Source organism: Mesorhizobium sp. WSM3860 (assembly GCF_002294995.1).
Taxonomy (GTDB): domain Bacteria; phylum Pseudomonadota; class Alphaproteobacteria; order Rhizobiales; family Rhizobiaceae; genus Mesorhizobium.
In genome coordinates this window covers 294,291-313,938 of sequence record NZ_NSGF01000005.1, presented here as the reverse complement: position 1 = coordinate 313,938, position 19,648 = coordinate 294,291, and the positions used below count along the sequence as shown (strand labels likewise).

Here is a 19,648-nt window from a genome sequence, read left to right as displayed (position 1 = left end):
GCGGCCCATTGGATGGCGGAGAGGACCTCGGCGGGGGTGGATGGGGTGAAGGTGGTCATGGGTGTGCGCCCTTCCTCTCCCCCGCTTTGCGGGGGCGAGGAACCCAAGTTCTGAGACGTTCCCATCAAAACCTCGGAATGTCCGGAAACGCCACCTGGCCACGATGCACGTGCATGCGGCCGAGCTCGGCGCAGCGGCGGAGCTGCGGGAAGACCTTGCCGGGGTTGAGCAGATGGCTGGGGTCGAAGGCGCATTTGACGCGCATTTGCTGGTCGAGATCGGTCTGGTTGAACATTTCGGGCATCAGGTCGCGCTTCTCAACGCCGACGCCGTGCTCGCCGGTGAGCACGCCGCCGACCTCGACACACAGGCGCAATATGTCGGCGCCGAAACTTTCGGCCTTGTCGAGCTCGCCCGGCACATTGGCGTCGTAGAGGATCAGCGGGTGCAAATTGCCGTCGCCGGCGTGGAAGACATTGGCGACGCCCAACCCATACTTTTCGGAGAGATCACGCATGCCGGCAAGCACCCTCGGCAGTTCCTTGCGCGGGATGGTGCCGTCCATGCAGTAATAGTCGGGCGAGATGCGGCCGACGGCCGGGAAGGCCGCCTTGCGTCCGGCCCAGAAGCTCAGCCGCTCCTGCTCCGACTGCGAGATGCGGCAGGTGGTCGAGCCGTTCTTGTAGGCGATCGCTTCGACCAGGCCGATCAGGTGATCGACCTCGACGCTCGGCCCGTCGAGCTCGACGATCAGCAGCGCCTCGACATCGAGCGGATAGCCGGCATGGACGAAATCCTCGGCCGCATGGATCGCCGGGCGATCCATCATCTCCATGCCGCCCGGGATGATGCCGGCGCCGATGATGTCGGCGACGCATTGGCCGCCCTGCTCGCTGGTCGGAAAGCCGATCAACAGCGCGCGTGCCGTCTCCGGCTTCTTCAGGATGCGCACCGTCACCTCGGTGACGACGCCGAGCAGGCCTTCCGACCCGGTCATGACGCCGAGCAGGTCATATCCTTCCTGGTCGAGATGGCTGCCGCCGAGCCGCACCACCTCGCCATTCATCAGCACCATCTCGATGCCCAGCACATTGTTGGCGGTGAGCCCGTATTTCAGGCAGTGCACGCCGCCGGAATTCTCCGCGACATTGCCGCCGATCGAGCAGGCAATCTGGGAGGATGGATCGGGGGCGTAGTAATAGCCCTCCTGCTCGACGGCCGTGGTGATGCCGAGATTGGTGACCCCCGGCTGGGCGACGACGACACGGTTCGGATAGTCGATCGCGAGGATGCGGTTGAAGCGGCTCATCACTAGAAGCACGGCATCTTCGAGCGGCAGCGCGCCGCCCGACAGCGAAGTGCCGGAACCGCGCGGCACGACGCGGATATTGCGCTCGTTGCAATATTTCAGCACGCGGGAGACCTGCGCCACCGTCTCGGGCAGCACGACGACCAGCGGCAGTTGCCGATAGGCGGTCAGGCCGTCGCTCTCGAAGGCGCGCATCTCGGTGGCCGTGTCGACAACGCCCTCGCCCGGCACGATGATGCGCATGTCGGCGACGATCTCGGCGCGCCGGCGCATGATTTCGGCATCTGGCTTGGGCATAGCTAGGCCGGACATCGGGCAGCCCCATCTGACTTTGACTGGTCAAAATCCTTTACCAGTGATGCATGGATGTTGCAAACGCTGCCTTGGTTGCGTCCGGCCAGAGCGTAAGCCCAACCTTCCGCAGCGGCAATCTGCCGCTGCGCCCTGATCCTCCTTCGAGGAACCTTCGAGGGGGAGATGGCCGCGAAGCGGTCAGAGGGGGTCCTGGCGCGCGAAGTGCCACGCTGTCTCACGTCGCGAAGAACGTTGGCGCTCCACGCGAGGCGACCCCCTGTGTCGCCTTCGGCGACATCTCCCGCTCGAGGGGAAGTTTACTCGCCCGGATGCTTAGCGGGCTCGGAGTGCATCTTCCTCACCCGGCGCACACCCCACCAGACGAGCAGGATGGCGGCTGGCACCGAAGCCGCGGTGACGACCTCCGGCGCGAAGGCATGGCCGAAGCTCGACGCGCCTTTGGCGACATAGCCGATGAGGCCGACGACATAATAGGAGACGGCAGCGACGGAGAGGCCTTCGACCGTCTGCTGCAGGCGCAACTGCAGCCTGGCGCGATTGTTCATCGAGGCCAACAGGTCGCGGTTCTGCTTCTCGACCTCGACATCGACCCATGTGCGCAGCAGCGTGGTGGCGCGGGTGAGTTTTCGCGAGAGGTTCGCCTGGCGCTCCTCCACCGAACGGCAGGTTCTCATGGCCGGCGCCATGCGCCGTTGCAGGAAGCCTGCCCAGGTGTCGTAGCCCTGCACCGGCTCCTCATCCAGCGCCTCCAGGCGCTCGCTCACGATGCCGTCATAGGCGCGGCTGGCCCCGAAACGGTAGAGGCTGGATGCCGCATCGGCCTCCAATTCGGCGGCAAGTTCGGTGAGGTCGGCGAGCAAGGTCTGACTGTCGCGCGTCTCGGCCGCCTTCATTTCAAGCGTCGTCTGCGCCAGCCGGTCCTCGATGCGGCGGGCGCGGCCAGACAGCGTCAGCGCCAGTGGCAGGCCAAGCATGGCAAGCGTCCGGTAGGTCTCGATGTCGATCAGCCGTTGCGACAAGGCGCCGGTACTGGCCGGCGTCAGGCCGCGGTCGAGCACCAGCATGCGGGTCAGCCCGTCACCATCCTGGCGAAAATCGGTGACGATGGCCGCGGCACCGCGCTCGACCAGCGAATAGCAGAGGCTGGTCGGGTCGAAGCCGGCGATGAGCTTCTCGCTCGTCTGCGTCCATTTGCGGATTTCGAGCCGGATGCCGGAGATCACCGTTCCCGGCGGCGAGAAGCCGTTGCCGAAGGGCGAATCCTCCTGGCCCCGGCTGGCTTCGGCCAGCGGCCCTTCCCAGAGATAGGTCGAGAACTCCGTGTGCCGTTCCCAGCGCAAGGTGCCCTTGCCCCATTTCATGGCATGGTGTCGGGCATGGCGTTCGGGCGCTGCGATGCCCAAGCGCCGCGACAGGTCCGACAGCACGGCAAGGTCGACGGCCGAGCCGCCTTCGGTCATGAAGGAGAGTTGGATGAGCACGCGCGGCTTCTCGACCAGCGGGTGCGGACGAGCATGGACCTCGCCCAGCGCGCCGGGGCGACCCTCATGCGCCGGAAAGCCCATGACGCTGCCCTGGGCGCGCGGCTGGAATTCGAGCTTGGCGTCCGACACGGCTGGTCCCCCTGGTTTCGACCCTTCGTGCAATCGCGTTCGTCTTGCGGCAATCGACGGGACCCGTAAACAGCAAATTTCAGCTGCAGCCGACTGGACAGAGCCGCCGGGAAATCGACCTACCCCCCGAGAATTGGATAAATAATTTGACCAGTTGGCGACAGAGGCTTAGATCTGCGCGACATCCATTCCGTTCCCAGGCGTCCTTTCGTTGAGCGATATCTTCTCCCGGATCGAGCATTCGCGCACTGCCGACGAGGTCGTGCAGCAGATCGAGAGCTTGATCCTCGAAGGCGTGCTGCGCACCGGCGACCGGCTGCCGGGCGAGCGCGAGCTGGCGCGTCAGTTCGACGTGTCGCGGCCGATCCTGCGCGACGCGCTGAAGGCGCTGGAAGGACGCGGGCTGCTGACCACCAGACCGGGCGGCGGCACGCATGTCGCCGACGTCATCGGCCAGCTGTTCACCAAGCCGGTGACCGATCTGATCTCGATGCACCGCAAGGCGGTGACCGACTATCTGGAATACCGGCGCGAGGTCGAGGCGATCGCGGCCGAATACGCGGCGCGGCGAGCGACGCCCGAGGATCTGGCGCTGCTCGACCGCATCATGGCGCGCATGGACGAGGCGCACCGTACCGGCGACTTCGACGACGAGGCGGAAATCGACGTCGAATTCCACCACGCGGTCTGCGAATGCGCGCACAACATCATCCTCTTGCACACGCTGCGCTCCTGCTACCGGCTGCTCTCCGAAGGCGTGTTCCAGAACCGGCTGCTGGTCTTCACCGTACCCGGCGCGCGCGAGGCGCTGCTCGAGCAGCACCGGGCGATCCACGCCGCGATCAAGGCCGCGGATCCCCTCGCCGCGCGCACGGCGGCGATGGACCACATCACTTATGTCGAGCGCTCCATGGCTGAGGCCGAGCGCAGCGGCGACTGGCACCGCGTGTCGCGGCTGAGGCTCAGGCAGCGCTCCGAGGCCGGCGACCGCGAACCCACACGCAAACGCTCCTAAGCACTGATCAAGCGGGGACTACCATGAGCGACATCCTCACCATCGCCGACCTCAAGGACATGGCGCGTCGGAAGGTGCCGAAGATGTTCTTCGACTATGCCGATTCCGGCGCCTGGACGGAGAGCACCTACCGCGCCAACGAGGAGGATTTCGGCAAGATAAAATTCCGCCAGCGCGTGCTGGTCGACATGAGCAACCGCTCGCTGGAATCGGCCATGATCGGTGAGAAGGTGGCGATGCCGGTGGCGCTGGCACCGACCGGGCTGACCGGCATGCAACATGCCGACGGCGAGATGCTGGCGGCGCAGGCGGCCGAAGAGTTCGGCGTGCCGTTTACGCTGTCGACCATGAGCATCTGCTCGATCGAGGATGTCGCCTCGGTGACCAAGAAGCCGTTCTGGTTCCAGCTCTACGTGCTGCGCGACAAGGATTTCGTCGTCAACCTCATCGACCGCGCCAAGGCGGCGAAATGCTCGGCGCTGGTGCTGACGCTTGATCTGCAGATCCTCGGTCAGCGTCACAAGGACGTGCGCAACGGGCTGTCGGCGCCGCCCAAGATGACGCTCGCCAACATCATCGATCTCGCCCTCAAGCCACGCTGGTGCCTGGGGATCGCCGGCACGCCGCGCCGCACCTTTCGCAACATCGTCGGCCACGCCAAGGGCGTCGGCGACGTCTCTTCGCTTTCGTCCTGGACGACGGAGCAGTTCGACCCGCAGCTGTCCTGGAAGGACGTCGCCTGGATCAAGGAGCGCTGGGGCGGCAAGCTGATCCTGAAGGGCATCCTCGACAAGGAGGATGCGCTGATGGCGGCCGAGACGGGAGCGGACGCGATCGTCGTTTCGAACCATGGCGGGCGGCAGCTCGACGGCGCCGCCTCCTCGATCTCGGTGCTGGAAGAGATCGCCGACGCTGTCGGCGATCGGATCGAGGTGCATATGGATGGCGGGATCCGCTCGGGCCAGGACGTGCTCAAGGCGCTCTGCCTTGGCGCCAAGGGCACCTATATCGGCCGGCCGTTCCTCTACGGACTCGGCGCGATGGGCAAGGCGGGCGTCACCAAGGCGCTGGAGATCATCCGCAAGGAGATGGACATCACGCTGGCGCTGTGCGGTAAGCGTCTGGTAACCGACATGGGCAAGGACCAGCTGCGGCGCTAGGGGCTTATTCACCGATCCGCCCTAGTTTCCCGTGATGACCGACACGGGAAGACGTCGCCTTGACTAAAACCGGGATCCACTATCTCGACGCGCGCGGGCCGGAAGGCATACGCCTCTATGCCATCGGCGACGTGCATGGCCGTCATGACCTGCTTGCCGCCATGCACGGCCGGATCGAGAGCGATCTGGAGTACGGGCCAAAGTCCGATTGGCGCATTATCCATCTCGGCGATTATGTCGACCGCGGACCGGACTCGAAGCACGTCATCGAATTCCTGATCGAGGCGCGGAGCCGTGATCCCCGCAACATCATGCTTGCCGGCAACCATGACATGGGCATGCTCGATTTCCTTGCCAAACCCGATCCGGAAGGTCTGTTCATGCGCTATGGCGGCGTCCAGACGGCGGCGTCATACGGGGTGAAGCTCTCGACCGGCAGCAGCTGGTTCGGCAGGTCGGACGAGGCGCTGGCGCACGGACACGCGGCCTTGGTCGAAGCAGTGCCGCAAGCCCATGTCGACTTCCTGCGCTCGCTGTCCTTTTCAGCGTCCTTCGGCGACTTCTTCTTCTGCCATGCCGGGATCCGGCCGGGCGTGCCGCTCGAAAGCCAGAACCGGCAGGACCTGATCTGGATCCGCGACGTCTTCCACGATCACCCGGGGCTGTATCCCAAAGTGATCGTGCACGGGCATACGCCGGTGCCGGAAGTCGAGGTGATGGCCAACCGCGTCAATATCGACACGCTCGCCTGGCAGGCAGGAACGCTGAGCGCACTCGCCGTCAATGGCGGCGACAAGCGCATCCTGACGGTCGAGGGAACGGCGTTCTGGCCATGATCCCGACTGCGGGATCGGCTTCCGTTTGTCGGGAACGGTCAGGCTTTAGCGCAGCGCGGCGGTGACGCCGTAGCCGTCGACGGCCTGGTGATTGTTTGCAGCGTCGGCAGAATAAATGCCGAGGCCGCACACGACGATGGCAGACAGCATTACAAAGGACAAAAGCGCTGCTTTCACGGACGTCATCTCTGGTTGAGCTTTCTGCATCTGTGCACGAGGCGGTTACCAATGCGTTGAAACGCTAAAATGCGTCTCAATGTTTCGACGATTTCGCGCTTCTAAGCAGATTCTGTATCGCCGGTGTGTCGCTTGGATCACACAAGAGGTTCATCGCGGTTGCACGGACGATACAGAGGGCGCCCTCTTAGGCGGGCGGCCGGACACAAACCAAGAATGAAGTGCGTTTTCCCCAGGCGGAACTGCCGCCGCGTGCCAATTATGTCACGCTCTGCAGCGGTGCGACCGTCAGATCGTCGCCACCCAGGCGCGCGCGATCGCGAGCCCTGCGGCGTCGGCGTGCGGTCCATTGCGATCCATTTCGCCGTCGAGCTTGCCGGCCCAGTCGGGATGGCGCTCGGCGATCAGCGCCGCGAAGGAGGTGCTCCAGTCGCGCACCAGCGGGCGGTCCGCCTCGAAATGGAACTGGAAGCCATAGACGGCGCGGCCAATACGAAAAGCCTGGTTCGCCGCGACGTCATTGCCCACAAGCCGCACGGCCTTCTCGGGCAGGTCGAACGTATCGTCGTGCCATTGGAAAATCGGGAACTTTTCCGGCAAGGCGTCGAGAACAGGGTCGTGCTTGGCTTCGGCCGTCAGCGACACGCCGCACCAGCCGAATTCAACCGCACCGCCGATGTGATTGTCGGCGCCGAAGGCGCGGGCGACGAGCTGGCCGCCGAGGCAGATGCCGAGCACCGATCGATCCTTGCCGGCGAAATCGCGCGTCAATTCGAGCAAAGCGGGGAAATAGGGATAGTCGTCGTCGGCCAGCGCATTCTGCCCGCCGCCCAGCACCACCAAGGCATCGTGACCGTTCGCGTCCCGAGGCAGCGGATCGCCTTGGTAGGGGCGGCGCAAGTCAAGCTCGGCGCCAGCCTCCGCGAGAGCGGCGCCGACCTGGCCGAGGCCGGTATTGTCGTAGTTCTGGACCACCAGCACCCGCATCCGCGAATCCCTGCTGACATGAAAATGACGGTGGGAGCGATATCATGCCGCCTCGGTTTCAGCCAAGCCGCGCGCCGGAGAGAACGCTATGCCACTGCAGAATCGGGTCGATCCGTTCGGCGCCATCCATGCCGTGCCTGAGCGCGGCCTCTTCACCGGCAATCGCGGTATCATCCATGACCCCGAGACAAAGACGCTCCTGAGGAAGCGCTGGGCGCTACCGGCCTGGATCATCTGCGTCTGCCAATTCCGCGGCGTGCGACGCGCGCCGATGGGCCGCAATCGGCCTGGAGGAAAGGCCGGCTGGACCGAGTTGTTCTTCCTCGACGAGGTGACGGCGATCGCTGCCGGCCACCGGCCCTGCTTCTTCTGCCGTCGCGAACAAGCGAGTGATTTCGTGCGGCGCTTCGGCGAGGCCTTCGGCATTGCCGAACCGCGCGCGCCGATGGTCGACAAGCGGCTGCACAAGGAGCGGCTGGCCTCGGGCGGGCGGCCGCCGGCCGTCTCGTCCGATGAACTCGCCGGTTTGCCGGATGGAGCAGTCGTGGCCGAGGGTGAGACCGCCTACGCGCTCCGCGCCGGCAGGGCGCTCGAATGGTCCTTCGCAGGCTATGCCGAGCCTGTTTCGTTCAATCGCCTCGCCGGGCGATCGCTGCGGCTGCTCACGCCTGCCACAAGTCTTTCGGTGCTGAGACATGGCTACGCGCCGGTCTGGCATGCGTCCGCCGATACTTGACGACGACCTGCGCCTCGCCCATTGCTCGGCCATGCGCGCCAATTACAAAATGCAGCGGCTGTTCGTGCCGGACGATCTCGGACCGGGCCTCGAATTCGATGCTGGACAGCAGCAGAGCCACTATCTCGCGCATGTGATGCGGCTCGGCGAAGGCGCGCAGGTCCTGCTCTTCAACGGCCGCGACGGCGAATGGTCGGCTTCCGTCACCGCCAAGACCAAGAAGGCGGTGCGGCTCAAAGTGCTTACCCTTCAGCGGCCGCAGCCGCCGCTACCCGATCTCGTCTATTGCTTCGCCCCGCTGAAGCAGGGCCGGCTCGACTATCTGGTGCAGAAAGCGGTCGAAATGGGCGCCGGCGTCCTGCAACCGGTCATCACCCAGCACACACAAGTGGCCAAGCCTGGTATCGATCGGCTGCGCGCCAATGTCGTCGAAGCGGCCGAGCAATGCGGCATCCTGGCGGTGCCGGAGGTCTGCGAAGCCGAGAAGCTGGAGCGGCTGCTCGGCGGCTGGGACAAGGAGCGGCGGCTAATCTTCTGCGACGAGGATGCCTCGACCAACAATCCGCTGCCGGCCTTGCAGAAGGTAAGCGAGAAAAAACTCGCGCTGCTGGTGGGGCCGGAGGGCGGCTTTTCCGATGACGAGCGCAGGATGCTGCGGGCACTGCCCTTCGTCAGCGCCATTCCGCTCGGCCCGCGCATCCTGCGTGCCGACACGGCGGCGGTCGCGGCGCTCGCGGTGATGCAGGCGACGATCGGCGACTGGTGATCAAATCCAGTTGAGGCGTGGCTCAGGATTTTTCGCTTGATCGGCTACTGACATTTCGTCCATCTAGCGCCCGGCGGCTAGCTGACGGCTGCGGAGGGCTTTCTTATGGCGCGCGACACAACCGATATCCAGCCCATCGAAGGCATCGACGAACTCGTCGGCTATCTGGCGGCGGGCAACAAGCCGCGCGACAAATGGCGGATCGGCACCGAGCACGAGAAGTTCCCCTTCTATGTCGACGGCAACGCGCCGGTGCCTTATGGCGGCGAGCGCGGCATCCGCGCCATCCTGGAAGGCATGCAAGAAAAGCTCGGCTGGGATCCGATCATGGATGCCGGCCGCATCATCGGCCTGGTCGAGCCGACCGGCCAGGGCGCGATCTCGCTGGAGCCAGGCGGCCAGTTCGAGCTCTCCGGCGCGCCGCTGGAGACGATCCACCAGACCTGCCGCGAGGGCAACGCACATCTGGCGCAGGTGCGCGAGATCGCCGAGCCGCTCGGCATCCGCTTCCTCGGCCTCGGCGGCAGCCCAAAATGGTCGCTTGCCGAAACGCCGAAAATGCCGAAGTCGCGCTACGAGATCATGACCCGCTACATGCCGAAGGTCGGCTCCAAGGGCCTCGACATGATGTATCGCACCTGCACGATCCAGGTGAATCTCGACTTCGAAAGCGAAGTAGACATGCGCCGCAAGATGCAGGTGTCGCTGAAGCTGCAGCCGCTGTCGACGGCGCTGTTCGCCAATTCGCCCTTCACCGAGAGCCGGCCGAACCGGCTGCAGAGCTGGCGCGGCGACATCTGGCGCGACACCGACAACCAGCGCTCCGGCATGCTCGAATTCTGCTTCGCGCCGGATTTCGGCTTTGCCGACTATGTCGAATGGGCGCTCGACGTGCCGATGTATTTCGTCATCCGCGACGGGCAGTATCACGACATGACGCGCTACACCTTCCGCCAGTTCATGGCGGGCGCCGCGCGCACGCAAGTGCCCGACGGCCTGCCGACGATGGGCGACTGGGCGAATCACCTCTCCACCCTCTTCCCCGATGTGCGGCTGAAGCGCTTCCTCGAGATGCGCGGCGCCGACGGTGGACCGTGGCGGCGCATATGCGCGCTGCCGGCTTTCTGGGTCGGCCTGCTCTATGACGAGCAGGCGCTCGACGCCGCAGAGACGCTGACCTCGAGCTGGACCTACGAAGAAGCGCTGGCGATGCGCAACGCCGTGCCGGAGCACGGCATTTCGGCGCCGTTCCGCAATGCCACCTTGCGCGAGGTTGCCCGCGACGTGCTGGCCATCGCCCGCATGGGTCTGAAGAACCGCGGCAAGAAGAACCGCGACGGCTATGACGAGACCTCGTTCCTCAACACGCTCGACGAGGTCGTGGCGCGCGGCACCACCAGCGCCGAGGAGATGCTTTCGGCATATCACACGCGCTGGGGCGGCTCGATCGAGCCGGTGTTCATGGAATATGCCTACTGACCCTTTGCCGGCCATCTGAGCTGTGGCTCGGCAAAAGCTGCTTCAATCGGTGATGGAAACGCACTAGGCTCCTCCGTGAGGATATTGCGGAGGAGATCTCATGCCTTCCCTGTTCGATATTTTTATGCAAGCCCAGAACGGCGCCGGCATGCAGGCGCTGGCCCAGCAGTTTGGCCTGTCGATGCAGCAAGCGCAGGCCGCGGTGCAGGCGCTGCTGCCGGCCTTCTCACAGGGACTTCAGCGCAACACCGCCGATCCCTATGGAATGGGCGCTTTCATGACGGCGATGGCGAGCGGCCAGCATGCCAAGTATTTCGAGGACGCGACCCGGGCCTTCACGCCGCAAGGCATCGATGAAGGCAACGGCATTCTCGGCCATCTGTTCGGCTCGAAGGACCTGTCACGCGCTGTCGCCGCCCAGGCCGCGCAGGCGACCGGGCTTAGCCAGCAGGTGCTGCAGCAGATGCTGCCGGCGATGGCCTCGATGATGATGGGCGGATTGTTCAAGCAGACCAACAGCCAGATGCAGGCCGCCGGCGGCTTCGGTGGCGGCGGCAATCCGTTCGGCGAGATCATCGAGGAAATGATGCGGCAGGCGGGAGGCGGCGCACAGGCCCCGCAGCCGGCGCCGAATCCCTATGGCGACAATCCGCTCGGCAAGGTGCTGCAAGACATGTTCGGCGGCGGCGCGCAACAGCCGCAAAGCCAACCGCAGCAGGCGCCGAACCCTTATGGCGACAATCCGCTGGGCAAGATGTTCGAGGAAATGCTGCGGCAAGGCGGCGGTTTCGGCACGCCAGACGGACAGCAGGCGCCGCAGCAGTCCCAGCCGCAGACGCAAACCAATCCGAGCGGCCGGCCGAGAAATCCGTTCGACGACATTTTCGGCAGGATGTTCGAGACCGGCGCGCAGCAGCGCGACGAGTATCAGAAGGGCATGGAGACGATCTTCGACCAGTTCAAGCGCGGCATGGACCGACGGTAGGGCGCTCAACTCAAAAGAAAAATGCCCGGTCCTGGAGGGAACCGGGCAATGTGCAGGCAGGCCGGCGGGGAACCGGCAGGGAGTGTGGGAGCCTGCATGAAACTTGGTCGCGCCGAGCCTCCGAAAGGTTCAGCGCGAGCGCAAACGCAGCCGGCGAAGCCGCTCAGGCGACCTTGCGGGCGAGATCCTCGATCATATCGGCGCGCCCTTCTGCAATTGCGCGCAGCTTCACCGTCGGATCGCGGCCGAAAGACACGCTGACGGCGACGTGGAGGTCGGCGCGGGTCAGGCCGATATCGGCAAGCTCGGCATCCGACATCTCGCCAAGGCGATAGAAGGCGCGACGGTTTTTCCAGGCGCAAAAGGCATCGGCGACCGCATTGAGCACGCGGGTCGCAACGGCCGGACGCGTGGTGATGCGCGGAGTCTCGGAGGCGAATTCGATCGTGGTCATGTCAGTCTCTCCTTCGGAGTCGAGCGGACGAAACCATGCAATCGGCGCCTGGGAGGAGCGCCGTTGCGGTCTCGATACACATGCCTTCATGTGGACGATGCCAATTTGCCACGCCGCGATTGATTAATCCAACGAATGTTTCTAATCTTTAGCATCAACACGAATGATGGATTGGACCGATGAAAGCGCCGCTCGATCTCGATCAGTTGCAGACCTTCATCTCGATTGCCGACACCGGCAGCTTCACTCGGGCTGCCGAGGAGGTGCACCGGACACAGTCTGCGGTGTCGATGCAGATGCGCCGGCTGGAGGAGCGGATCGGCAAGCCGCTGTTCGAAAAGGATGGCCGCACCAACAAGCTTACCGAGGAAGGCGACAGGCTGCTTTCCTATGCAAGGCGGCTGATCTACCTCAATCGCGAGACTTTGGCGGCCTTCGACGACCAGCGGCTCGAAGGCACGATCCGCATCGGCACGCCGGACGACTATGCCGACCGCTTCCTGCCCGAGATCATGGCGCGATTCTCGCGCTCCAACCCGCGTGTGGAGCTCACCGTCATCTGCGAGCCGACGCCGGGGCTGGTCGAGCACATCAAGCGCGGCAATCTCGATCTCGCGCTGGTGACGCACAACGACACGCGCGGCCAGTCGGAAGTGGTGCGGCGCGAGCCGCTCTTGTGGGTCACCTCGGCCAACCATGCCACGCATGAACAGGAAATCCTGCCGATGGCGTTCGGCCGGCCGAACTGCATCTGGCGGCGCGCGGCGGTCGACGTGCTCGACCGGCAGAACCGCGACTACCGCGTGCTCTTCTCCAGCTTCTCGGCGACCGTGATCACCGCCGCCGTGCTTTCCGGCCTCGCCATTTCGGTGCTGCCGGAATGCGCGCTCAGACCCGGTATGCGCGTGCTGGGCGAGGCCGACGGGTTCGACGCGCTGCCGGATTGCCGCATCGGCATCATGCGCGGCCAGACCTCGCAGCCGGAGATCGTCGACGCTCTGGCCCGCCATATCGCGGAAAGCCTGGACAACATTTCCGTGCCGGCCAGCGAGGAGGCGGGGAGCTTCGACTTCGCGGCACTCGCCTTCGCCAAGATGAAGCGGACCAAGGCAAACCAGATCCTGCCTGGATGGTAGGGTTCAGGCGCGAGCGGCGGCCGGCTGAACCTCGTCCGGCGAAGCCAGACCGGAAAGGCCGAGCAATTGGACCGGCTCGAGCGGCGGCGACAAGAAATAGCCCTGGAGCTGGCGGCAGCCCATGGCGACCAGCAGCATCTTCTGCGCCTCGGTCTCCACGCCCTCGGCGGTGACGTCGACCCCGAGCGCCATGGCGAGATCGATCAGCGCCTTGACGATCGCCGCCGAGTTGCCGTCGCCATCGAGAAGCCGCACGAAGGAGCGGTCTATCTTGAGCTTGTCGATGGCGTGGCGACGCAGGTAGCTGAGCGATGAATAGCCGGTCCCGAAATCGTCCAGAACGATGCCGACGCCCAACTGGCGCAAGGTGGCCAGAGCCGCCCTCGACGCATCGCTGTTGTCCAGAAGCACGCTTTCGGTGATCTCGAACTGCAGGCGCTGCGGCGCCAGCCCCGTGTCGGCAAGGATCGACGCGACCTGTTCGGGAAAGCCGGCGTCGCGCAACTGCAGCGGTGACACGTTGACCGCGAGCCACGGCAGGTCGGTTCGCACGGCGAAACGGCAGGCCTCCTGCAGCACCCACGCGCCGAGTTGGCCGATCATGCCGCGCTCCTCGGCGATGGCGATGAATTGCGCCGCCGGCAATACGCCATGCACATCATGTCCCCAGCGGATCAGCGCCTCCGCGCCCAGGATCGTCTTGCCGTTCGCCGCAAACACCGGCTGGTACGCGAGCCCGATGCCGGTCCCACCGTCGAGGGCCTTGCGAAGCTCGGTCTCGACTGTGCGCTTGCGCAAGAGCAGGTCATCCATGTCGCCGGCGAAGACCTGGTGCCTGCCCCGGCCATTCTTCTTGGCTTCGTAGAGCGCGATGTCGGCCTTGCGCAGCAGATCGTCGGCATCCGTTTCGTCGTCGGCCGATAGCGCGATGCCGATCGAGGCGCTGACGAAGACCTGATCTTCCAGGAGCTTGAACGGCTCCTGCAACTTCTGCAGCAGCCGCTCGGCGATATCCTCGGCGGCACGGATATCGCGGATGTCGACGAGGATCAGCGCGAACTCGTCGCCGCCCAGCCGCGCCACGGTGTCCACCTCGCGAACGGTGTGCTGGAGCCTGGCCGCTGTCTGACGCACCAGTTCATCGCCCGCCGGATGGCCGAGCGTGTCATTGATGTGCTTGAAGCGGTCAAGATCGAGATAAAGCAACGCCACCCTTCCCGTGTCGTGAACCGCCATATCCTGGCTGGCTCGGAGCAGGGCCCGCCGCAAGCGGTCTTCGAACAAAGCCCGATTGGGCAGGCCGGTGAGCGTGTCGTGGAAAGCGAGATACTGCGCCTCGTCCTGGCTTGTCTGCAGCGCGGACGAGGCGCGGCGGAGCCTGCGCAGCAGAAACGCCAGAACGCCGGCCGCCACAAGCAGCGCCATGGCCAGCGCCGGCGCCATCTTGCGCACCAGCGTGAGACCTGGCCGTTCCTGGTCCCAGCCGACATAGCCGAGGATGATACCGCGGGAATCGACCAGCGGGACCGCCGCGGCCCCGACCGGTTGCGACAGCGGCACGAGACGCGCGCCGTCGAGCAGATATTTTTTGGCGATCTTGCCGACGACCGCGTCGTTGATGAACTCCACCGAAACATGCAGATATTCGGTGCCGGGCGCCTGCGTGACCCGGTCCGTACTCGGCACCAGCGGCATGATGCTCAGGATCGCCGGTTTTCCCTGGAGCGACACCAGGTCCTGCGCGACCATCTTGGCCGGCTGGCCGGAAGCGTCCGCCTTCTGTGACTCAGCCAGCATACGGCGCAGCTTCTCGATGGATGGCTGCAAGGCCGGCTCGTCATCGCCATAGGCGGACCCATCGACCACCTTGCCTTCCTGCATGGCATGGACGGGACGATTGGCGGCATCGAGAATGTAGACCCGGTTGTGACCGTAATAGGTGTACATCCAGACGCTGAGGTTCTCCTCGATCCAGGTCCGATTGCCGGCCCTCACATTGGCGACCGCGTCGTCCCAGACCGCAACGCTTTCCTGCTCACGCTGAACAGACGCAATCTGGTCCTTCAAACCGTCCTCGATGAATATTTTCTGCCGCTCGAGCGAGGCGTTGTCAGCCTGGGCGGCCGCGTAGAAGCCGAAGCCGACGACCATGGCCAGCGCGAAGACGGCCAACGTCAGCACGGTCAGCGTCACCTGATGCGTCAATGGTCTGGTGTTGGCGCTTGCGCTCATGCGTTTCCGGCCGGCTCTCCTGCCGCCAGTCAAAACAAATCCGGCTTAAGATCGCGTTATAATATTAGCGAGATTTGCGCTCTGCCTTGACGCCGCCCGATAAGCGTTCCCCAATCAGAGGATGAGCGAAGCAGCAACCGAATCACGCAGCAACGCCACCGAATATACGGTGAGCGAGATTTCCGGCGCGTTGAAGCGCACGGTCGAGGAGGCCTTCGGCAATGTGCGGGTGCGCGGCGAGATTTCGGGCTATCGCGGCCCGCATTCCTCCGGACACGCCTATTTCGCGCTGAAGGACGACCGTGCGCGTATCGACGCCGTGGTCTGGAAGACCACGATGGCGCGGCTGAAATTCCGCCCCGAGGAAGGGATGGAAGTGATCGCCAGCGGCAGGCTGACCACCTATCCCGGAAAATCCAACTACCAGATCGTCATCGACAATCTGGAGCCGGCCGGCGCCGGCGCGCTGATGGCGCTGCTGGAAGAGCGCAAGCGGCGGCTGCAGGCCGAAGGCCTGTTCGATGCCGGCCGCAAGCGGCGGCTGCCATTCATGCCGCGCGTCATCGGCGTCGTCACCTCGCCCACGGGCTCGGTGATCCGCGACATCATCCACCGCATCAAGGATCGTTTTCCGCTCACTGTGCTGGTGTGGCCGGTCCGGGTCCAGGGCGACACGACCGCAAAGGAAGTGACCGCAGCCGTCAACGGCTTCAACGCACTGAGCTCGGACGGCGCCATCCGTCAGCCCGATCTCCTGATCGTGGCGCGCGGCGGCGGCAGCCTTGAGGACCTTTGGGGTTTCAACGACGAAGGGCTGGCGCGCGCCGTCGCCGCCTCGCATATCCCGATCATCTCGGCCGTCGGACACGAGACTGATTGGACGTTGGTCGACTTCGTCGCCGACATTCGGGCGCCGACGCCGACGGGCGCCGCGGAGATGGCAGTGCCGGTCAAGGCGGAGCTCGAAGCCACACTGGCAAATCTCGGCGCGCGGCTTAGTGCCTGCACCTCGCGGCACCTGGATCGCAAGCGCCAGGCGGTGCGCGCCGCGGCGCGAGCGCTTCCCTCACCCGACCAACTGCTGGCGCTGCCGCGCAGGCGCTTCGACGAGGCGACGAGCCGGCTCGGACGCGGGCTGACGGTGAGCATCGAGCGCAAGCGCGCAAGGCTGGAGCGGCAGCGGCTGACGCCGGCCACCTTGTCGCGCCGGCTCAACGAGACGCGCACGCTGACGGGCCGCGACATTGCGCGTGCTCGCGCCGCATTTTTTGCCATCGTGCGCCAAGGCCGGGCGCGCTTCCAGCGCAACTCGGCAAGGCTGTCGCCGGCGCCGATCGTCAGGCGCCAGAAGCTGCAGGCCGACACGCTGGCCGGGCTGACCCGCCGCCAGGAGCAGGCGATGGCGCGGCGGCTGGACCGCCTGCGTGCCGCTCTCACCCAGGCCGATCGGCTGCTCACCACGCTGTCGCACAAGGCCGTGCTGGCGCGCGGCTTCGCGCTGGTCAAGGATGCCGATGGGACCGTCGTCAAGCGAGTCGCGGAGCTGGCGCCGGGCGCGGCGCTGCAGCTGGAATTCGCCGACGGCAATGCAGAGGCCATCGCCACCAGCGGCGGCGCCCGGCCGAAGCTGGCCGCCAAGCCTTCGGGCAAGGCCAAGGAGCCGGGCAACCAGGGCTCGTTGTTCTGAGATGAGCGGCAACGACCCGCATCTGCGCACGCCATCGGACAAGCCGCGCCTGCGCTCGTTCAACATTGCATTGGACGGTACGCCCGGCCGCTTCAACGCCATCACCGACGTGCCGGGCGTCGCGGTCGGCTACACGACGCTGATTGCCGGCGACGGCCCGCTGCAAGTCGGGATAGGGCCGGTGCGCACCGGCGTGACCGCGATCCTGCCGAGACCTGTCGGGGAACTGGCGACGCCGGTGTTTGCCGGTGTGTTCAGCCAGAACGGCAATGGCGAACTGACCGGCACGCATATCATCGAGGAGACCGGCGCCTTCAACCTGCCGGTCACCATCACCAACACCCATTCCTGCGGCCTCACCCGCGACGGAACGCTGCGCTGGATGAGCCGGGTGCTGCCTGCGGCGCTCGACAGCGCCTGGGGCCTGCCGGTGGCGGCGGAGACCTATGACGGCTTCCTCAACGACATCAACGGCCACCATGTGAGCTTCGAGCATGTCGCCTCGGCGCTCGTCGGCGCGACAGACGGCGCGATTGAGGAAGGCAGCGTCGGCGGCGGCACCGGCATGATCTCGTTCGGCTTCAAGGCCGGATCAGGTACCGCCTCGCGCATCGTCGAATGGCAAGACAGAAGCTATACGCTCGGCGTATTCGTGCAGGCCAATTTCGGCAAGCGGCGCAACTTCACCATCCGCGGCCGGCATGTCGGACCGGAGCTCACCGAACCGGCGATCCGCGAAGGCACGCCGCGCGCCGAAAAGGGCTCGATCATCGCCGTGGTCGCCACCGAAGCGCCATTCCTGCCGCATCAGATGAAGCGCCTCGCCAGGCGCGTGCCACTCGGCATCGCAATGACCGGTGGCTACGGCTACCACAGCTCGGGCGATATCTTTCTTGCTTTCTCGACCGCCAATCCCGAGGCCGCGCTGGCGGCTTCAGGCCGCGTCGCCCGTGCGGCGTTCATCCCCGATGTCGATATCGACCCGTTCTTCGATGCTGTGGTGCAAGGGGTGGAGGAGGCGATCCTCAACGCACTCGTCGCCAATGAGGACATGACCGGGCGCGACGGCAATTTCGTCCCGGCGCTGCCAAAGGCGTGGCTGGAGGACAATTTCAGCTAAGCCGGACGCTCGACTGAGATCAGACAAACCCCACGCACGCTATCTTATTCGGACGGCTCGTCCGACGTCGTCTGTTGCTCGCTCTCTTCGACGACTTCCTCGAGGCGCGAAGCGATCAGTTCCTGGATGTCGCCAACCTCTTCCTGGATGTCTTCCAGAAGGATGCCTTCCTCGGCGGCCTTGGCGCAGCACTCCTTGGCGAGGGTTTCGGCCTGCTCGTCGATCTTCACCGGCGAATGCTGGCATTGGACCTTTTCGCCAATCCATCCGCGCAAGAACTCGATCGCGTGTTCACTCATACTGCTTCTTCCCTAGCGGCAATGCCGGTTGGTAGTCATGAACGCTCGCGTCCCGCCACGGGACGCAGGCCCATTCGAGCCGAGTCGGCCTCTGCCGGCAAGACGTCTTGCCTATGGGACAAGATGTCTTGCCCATGGTCCGCGGAGCCGAAGGACTGGAGAGGTTCGAGGGACACGTTCAGATCGTTGAGGATGATGCTTTGGCCAGGATCGTCAAAGATCCGCTCTGTTGTTTTTGCTTGCTTTCTTCCGGTTTTTTCACCGATTTCCGTCACAAACACCACGCATTTACGGCGATCTCGCAGGCGCAGCCAAGGGGCGAGAAACCGAAAGCCGCCGCTATATAGTGATATCCTCACACAATGTCGACTCCGCTCGCGGTCCTGCTTCTTTCCGTCGCGTCAGGTGGGAGGCGACAAGGTCTTAGTGCAACCGAATGCAAATGAAGCGCCGGGCGCGTATTTCTGGCTGGGACGTTGCCGCGTCGGTCGGCGCGGCGGCTCGCAATTGAGATTTCAAATGGATGGAGATCGACATGCAGTTCATGGTACTAACCCGCCGCTCCGAAGCCTTCGTGGATGCGGATTACACCGCTGCCCGCCTCGAGGACGAGGCTCAGGCGGTCCGAAGTCTCTACCTCGACGGCACTGTAAGGCAGATCTGGCATAGGGCAGATATCGGCGGTGCTTGCCTGATCATGGAAGGCGAAACGGAAGACGACGTCCGCCAGTTGCTGGAATCGCTGCCGCTTTTCGCCGCACGCATGCAGGAGGCCGTGGCGATCGTCCCGCTTTCACCTTATCGAGGGTTCGGCCCGCGTTGATGCCCGCCTGGTCCTGGCCGTCGGCATCCAAGCGCCTATCCATGTGCATCAGGCACAGCGATGCCATCATTGGCCGTTGAATGCTCAACTCTGGCATGCGTAAAAAGGCTATGGACTCACGTGAAAGTTCGCCGCCTCCACCCCTGAGGCCTAATGCATGCCGGCCAGAAGTTGCGCGGTTCTGGAACAACGACATACAAAAAAATAATTTTGCGAAAAAGGCGGACCCGGGGACACCGGGTCCGCCTTGTCTGCCAACGGGCTTCGGGGAAGAAGGCTGCTTGGGCAAACAAGCCGAGGGCAATCTCAGCTGGCGCGTTGGAGTTTCTGCTGAGGCTCGGCAAACACAATAGTGAGCTTTTTTCGCCGCTCGCTCAATTAGCTCAATGGGCTTTAGCTCGATCAGCCTACGATGCCGCCCAAAGTGCGGTGGGTTGGGCGAACGACATGCATCAAAAGAAAGCTTAATGCATGTCGCGCAAACTTGTGCAGCGGTTTTCGAAAAGACAGGCACAAAAC

18 protein-coding genes are annotated in these 19,648 nt (G+C 64.6%); 11 read left to right on the top strand and 7 right to left on the bottom strand.

The window, feature by feature from the left end; genetic code table 11:
• Positions 1-124: 124 nt before the first annotated feature.
• Together CK220_RS11945 and CK220_RS11940 are read right to left on the bottom strand one after the other, a co-directional pair.
• Positions 125-1,621 carry an FAD-linked oxidase C-terminal domain-containing protein gene (locus tag CK220_RS11945; protein ID WP_095811706.1) on the bottom strand — a complete coding sequence of 499 codons (1,497 nt, stop codon included), beginning with the start codon at positions 1,619-1,621 and terminating at the stop codon, positions 125-127.
• Positions 1,622-1,920: 299 nt separating this feature from the next.
• Complete coding sequence (locus tag CK220_RS11940; RefSeq protein ID WP_095811705.1) at positions 1,921-3,237, bottom strand: DUF3422 family protein; 1,317 nt, start codon at positions 3,235-3,237, stop codon at positions 1,921-1,923.
• 211 nt (positions 3,238-3,448) lie between these two features.
• On the opposite strand from CK220_RS11940, the gene CK220_RS11935 reads away from it, so the two are divergent.
• The 3 genes from CK220_RS11935 to CK220_RS11925 are packed head-to-tail and all read left to right on the top strand — an operon-like array spanning position 3,449 to position 6,248.
• On the top strand, positions 3,449-4,252 hold the full coding sequence (locus tag CK220_RS11935) for an FCD domain-containing protein (protein WP_095811704.1): 804 nt from the start codon (positions 3,449-3,451) through the stop codon (positions 4,250-4,252).
• A 23-nt stretch (positions 4,253-4,275) separates the two neighbouring features.
• On the top strand, positions 4,276-5,412 hold the full coding sequence (locus tag CK220_RS11930; RefSeq protein WP_095811703.1) for an alpha-hydroxy acid oxidase: 1,137 nt from the start codon (positions 4,276-4,278) through the stop codon (positions 5,410-5,412).
• 59 nt (positions 5,413-5,471) lie between these two features.
• Positions 5,472-6,248, top strand: coding sequence for a metallophosphoesterase family protein (locus CK220_RS11925; protein ID WP_095811702.1), 777 nt, complete (start codon positions 5,472-5,474; stop codon positions 6,246-6,248).
• A gap of 45 nt (positions 6,249-6,293) precedes the next feature.
• Here CK220_RS11925 and CK220_RS11920 read toward each other — a convergent pair whose 3' ends face one another.
• The gene (locus CK220_RS11920) at positions 6,294-6,434 is read right to left on the bottom strand and encodes a hypothetical protein (protein WP_124997890.1); all 141 of its coding nucleotides are present in this window, start codon (positions 6,432-6,434) and stop codon (positions 6,294-6,296) included.
• Positions 6,435-6,713: 279 nt separating this feature from the next.
• A complete protein-coding gene (locus CK220_RS11915; protein ID WP_095811701.1) occupies positions 6,714-7,412 on the bottom strand; it encodes a type 1 glutamine amidotransferase in 699 nt (232 codons plus the stop codon).
• Positions 7,413-7,500: 88 nt separating this feature from the next.
• Here CK220_RS11915 and CK220_RS11910 point away from each other — a divergent pair, with 88 nt between their 5' ends.
• The 4 genes from CK220_RS11910 (at position 7,501) to CK220_RS11895 (ending at position 11,378) form a co-directional block, all read left to right on the top strand.
• Positions 7,501-8,148, top strand: a complete 648-nt coding sequence (locus CK220_RS11910; RefSeq protein WP_095811700.1) for a hypothetical protein — start codon at positions 7,501-7,503, stop codon at positions 8,146-8,148.
• 31 nt (positions 8,149-8,179) lie between these two features.
• Entirely contained in the window at positions 8,180-8,914 is a 735-nt protein-coding gene (locus CK220_RS11905; protein WP_095811732.1) for a 16S rRNA (uracil(1498)-N(3))-methyltransferase, read from the top strand.
• A 105-nt stretch (positions 8,915-9,019) separates the two neighbouring features.
• The gene (locus CK220_RS11900) at positions 9,020-10,393 is read left to right on the top strand and encodes a glutamate--cysteine ligase (protein ID WP_095811699.1); all 1,374 of its coding nucleotides are present in this window, start codon (positions 9,020-9,022) and stop codon (positions 10,391-10,393) included.
• Positions 10,394-10,493: 100 nt separating this feature from the next.
• Positions 10,494-11,378 carry a DUF937 domain-containing protein gene (locus CK220_RS11895; protein ID WP_095811698.1) on the top strand — a complete coding sequence of 295 codons (885 nt, stop codon included), beginning with the start codon at positions 10,494-10,496 and terminating at the stop codon, positions 11,376-11,378.
• A 163-nt stretch (positions 11,379-11,541) separates the two neighbouring features.
• Here the strand turns inward: CK220_RS11895 and CK220_RS11890 are convergent, their stop codons facing one another.
• Complete coding sequence (locus CK220_RS11890; RefSeq protein WP_095811697.1) at positions 11,542-11,832, bottom strand: DUF1127 domain-containing protein; 291 nt, start codon at positions 11,830-11,832, stop codon at positions 11,542-11,544.
• A 179-nt stretch (positions 11,833-12,011) separates the two neighbouring features.
• Between CK220_RS11890 and CK220_RS11885 the strand changes: the two genes are divergently transcribed.
• Positions 12,012-12,968 (top strand): LysR substrate-binding domain-containing protein, encoded by a 957-nt coding sequence (locus CK220_RS11885; RefSeq protein WP_095811696.1) that lies wholly within the window; start codon positions 12,012-12,014, stop codon positions 12,966-12,968.
• Between the two features lie 3 nt (positions 12,969-12,971).
• On the opposite strand, the gene CK220_RS11880 is transcribed toward CK220_RS11885, so the two are convergent.
• Entirely contained in the window at positions 12,972-15,200 is a 2,229-nt protein-coding gene (locus CK220_RS11880; protein ID WP_095811695.1) for an EAL domain-containing protein, read from the bottom strand.
• 121 nt (positions 15,201-15,321) lie between these two features.
• Here CK220_RS11880 and xseA point away from each other — a divergent pair, with 121 nt between their 5' ends.
• On the top strand, positions 15,322-16,887 hold the full coding sequence (gene xseA / locus CK220_RS11875) for an exodeoxyribonuclease VII large subunit (RefSeq protein ID WP_095811694.1): 1,566 nt from the start codon (positions 15,322-15,324) through the stop codon (positions 16,885-16,887).
• A gap of 1 nt (position 16,888) precedes the next feature.
• A complete protein-coding gene (locus tag CK220_RS11870) occupies positions 16,889-18,007 on the top strand; it encodes a P1 family peptidase (protein ID WP_095811693.1) in 1,119 nt (372 codons plus the stop codon).
• Between the two features lie 44 nt (positions 18,008-18,051).
• Here CK220_RS11870 and CK220_RS11865 read toward each other — a convergent pair whose 3' ends face one another.
• On the bottom strand, positions 18,052-18,306 hold the full coding sequence (locus tag CK220_RS11865; protein ID WP_095811692.1) for a DUF768 domain-containing protein: 255 nt from the start codon (positions 18,304-18,306) through the stop codon (positions 18,052-18,054).
• Between the two features lie 535 nt (positions 18,307-18,841).
• Here CK220_RS11865 and CK220_RS11855 point away from each other — a divergent pair.
• A complete protein-coding gene (locus CK220_RS11855; protein ID WP_095811731.1) occupies positions 18,842-19,129 on the top strand; it encodes a muconolactone Delta-isomerase family protein in 288 nt (95 codons plus the stop codon).
• The last annotated feature ends 519 nt before the right edge of the window (positions 19,130-19,648 follow it).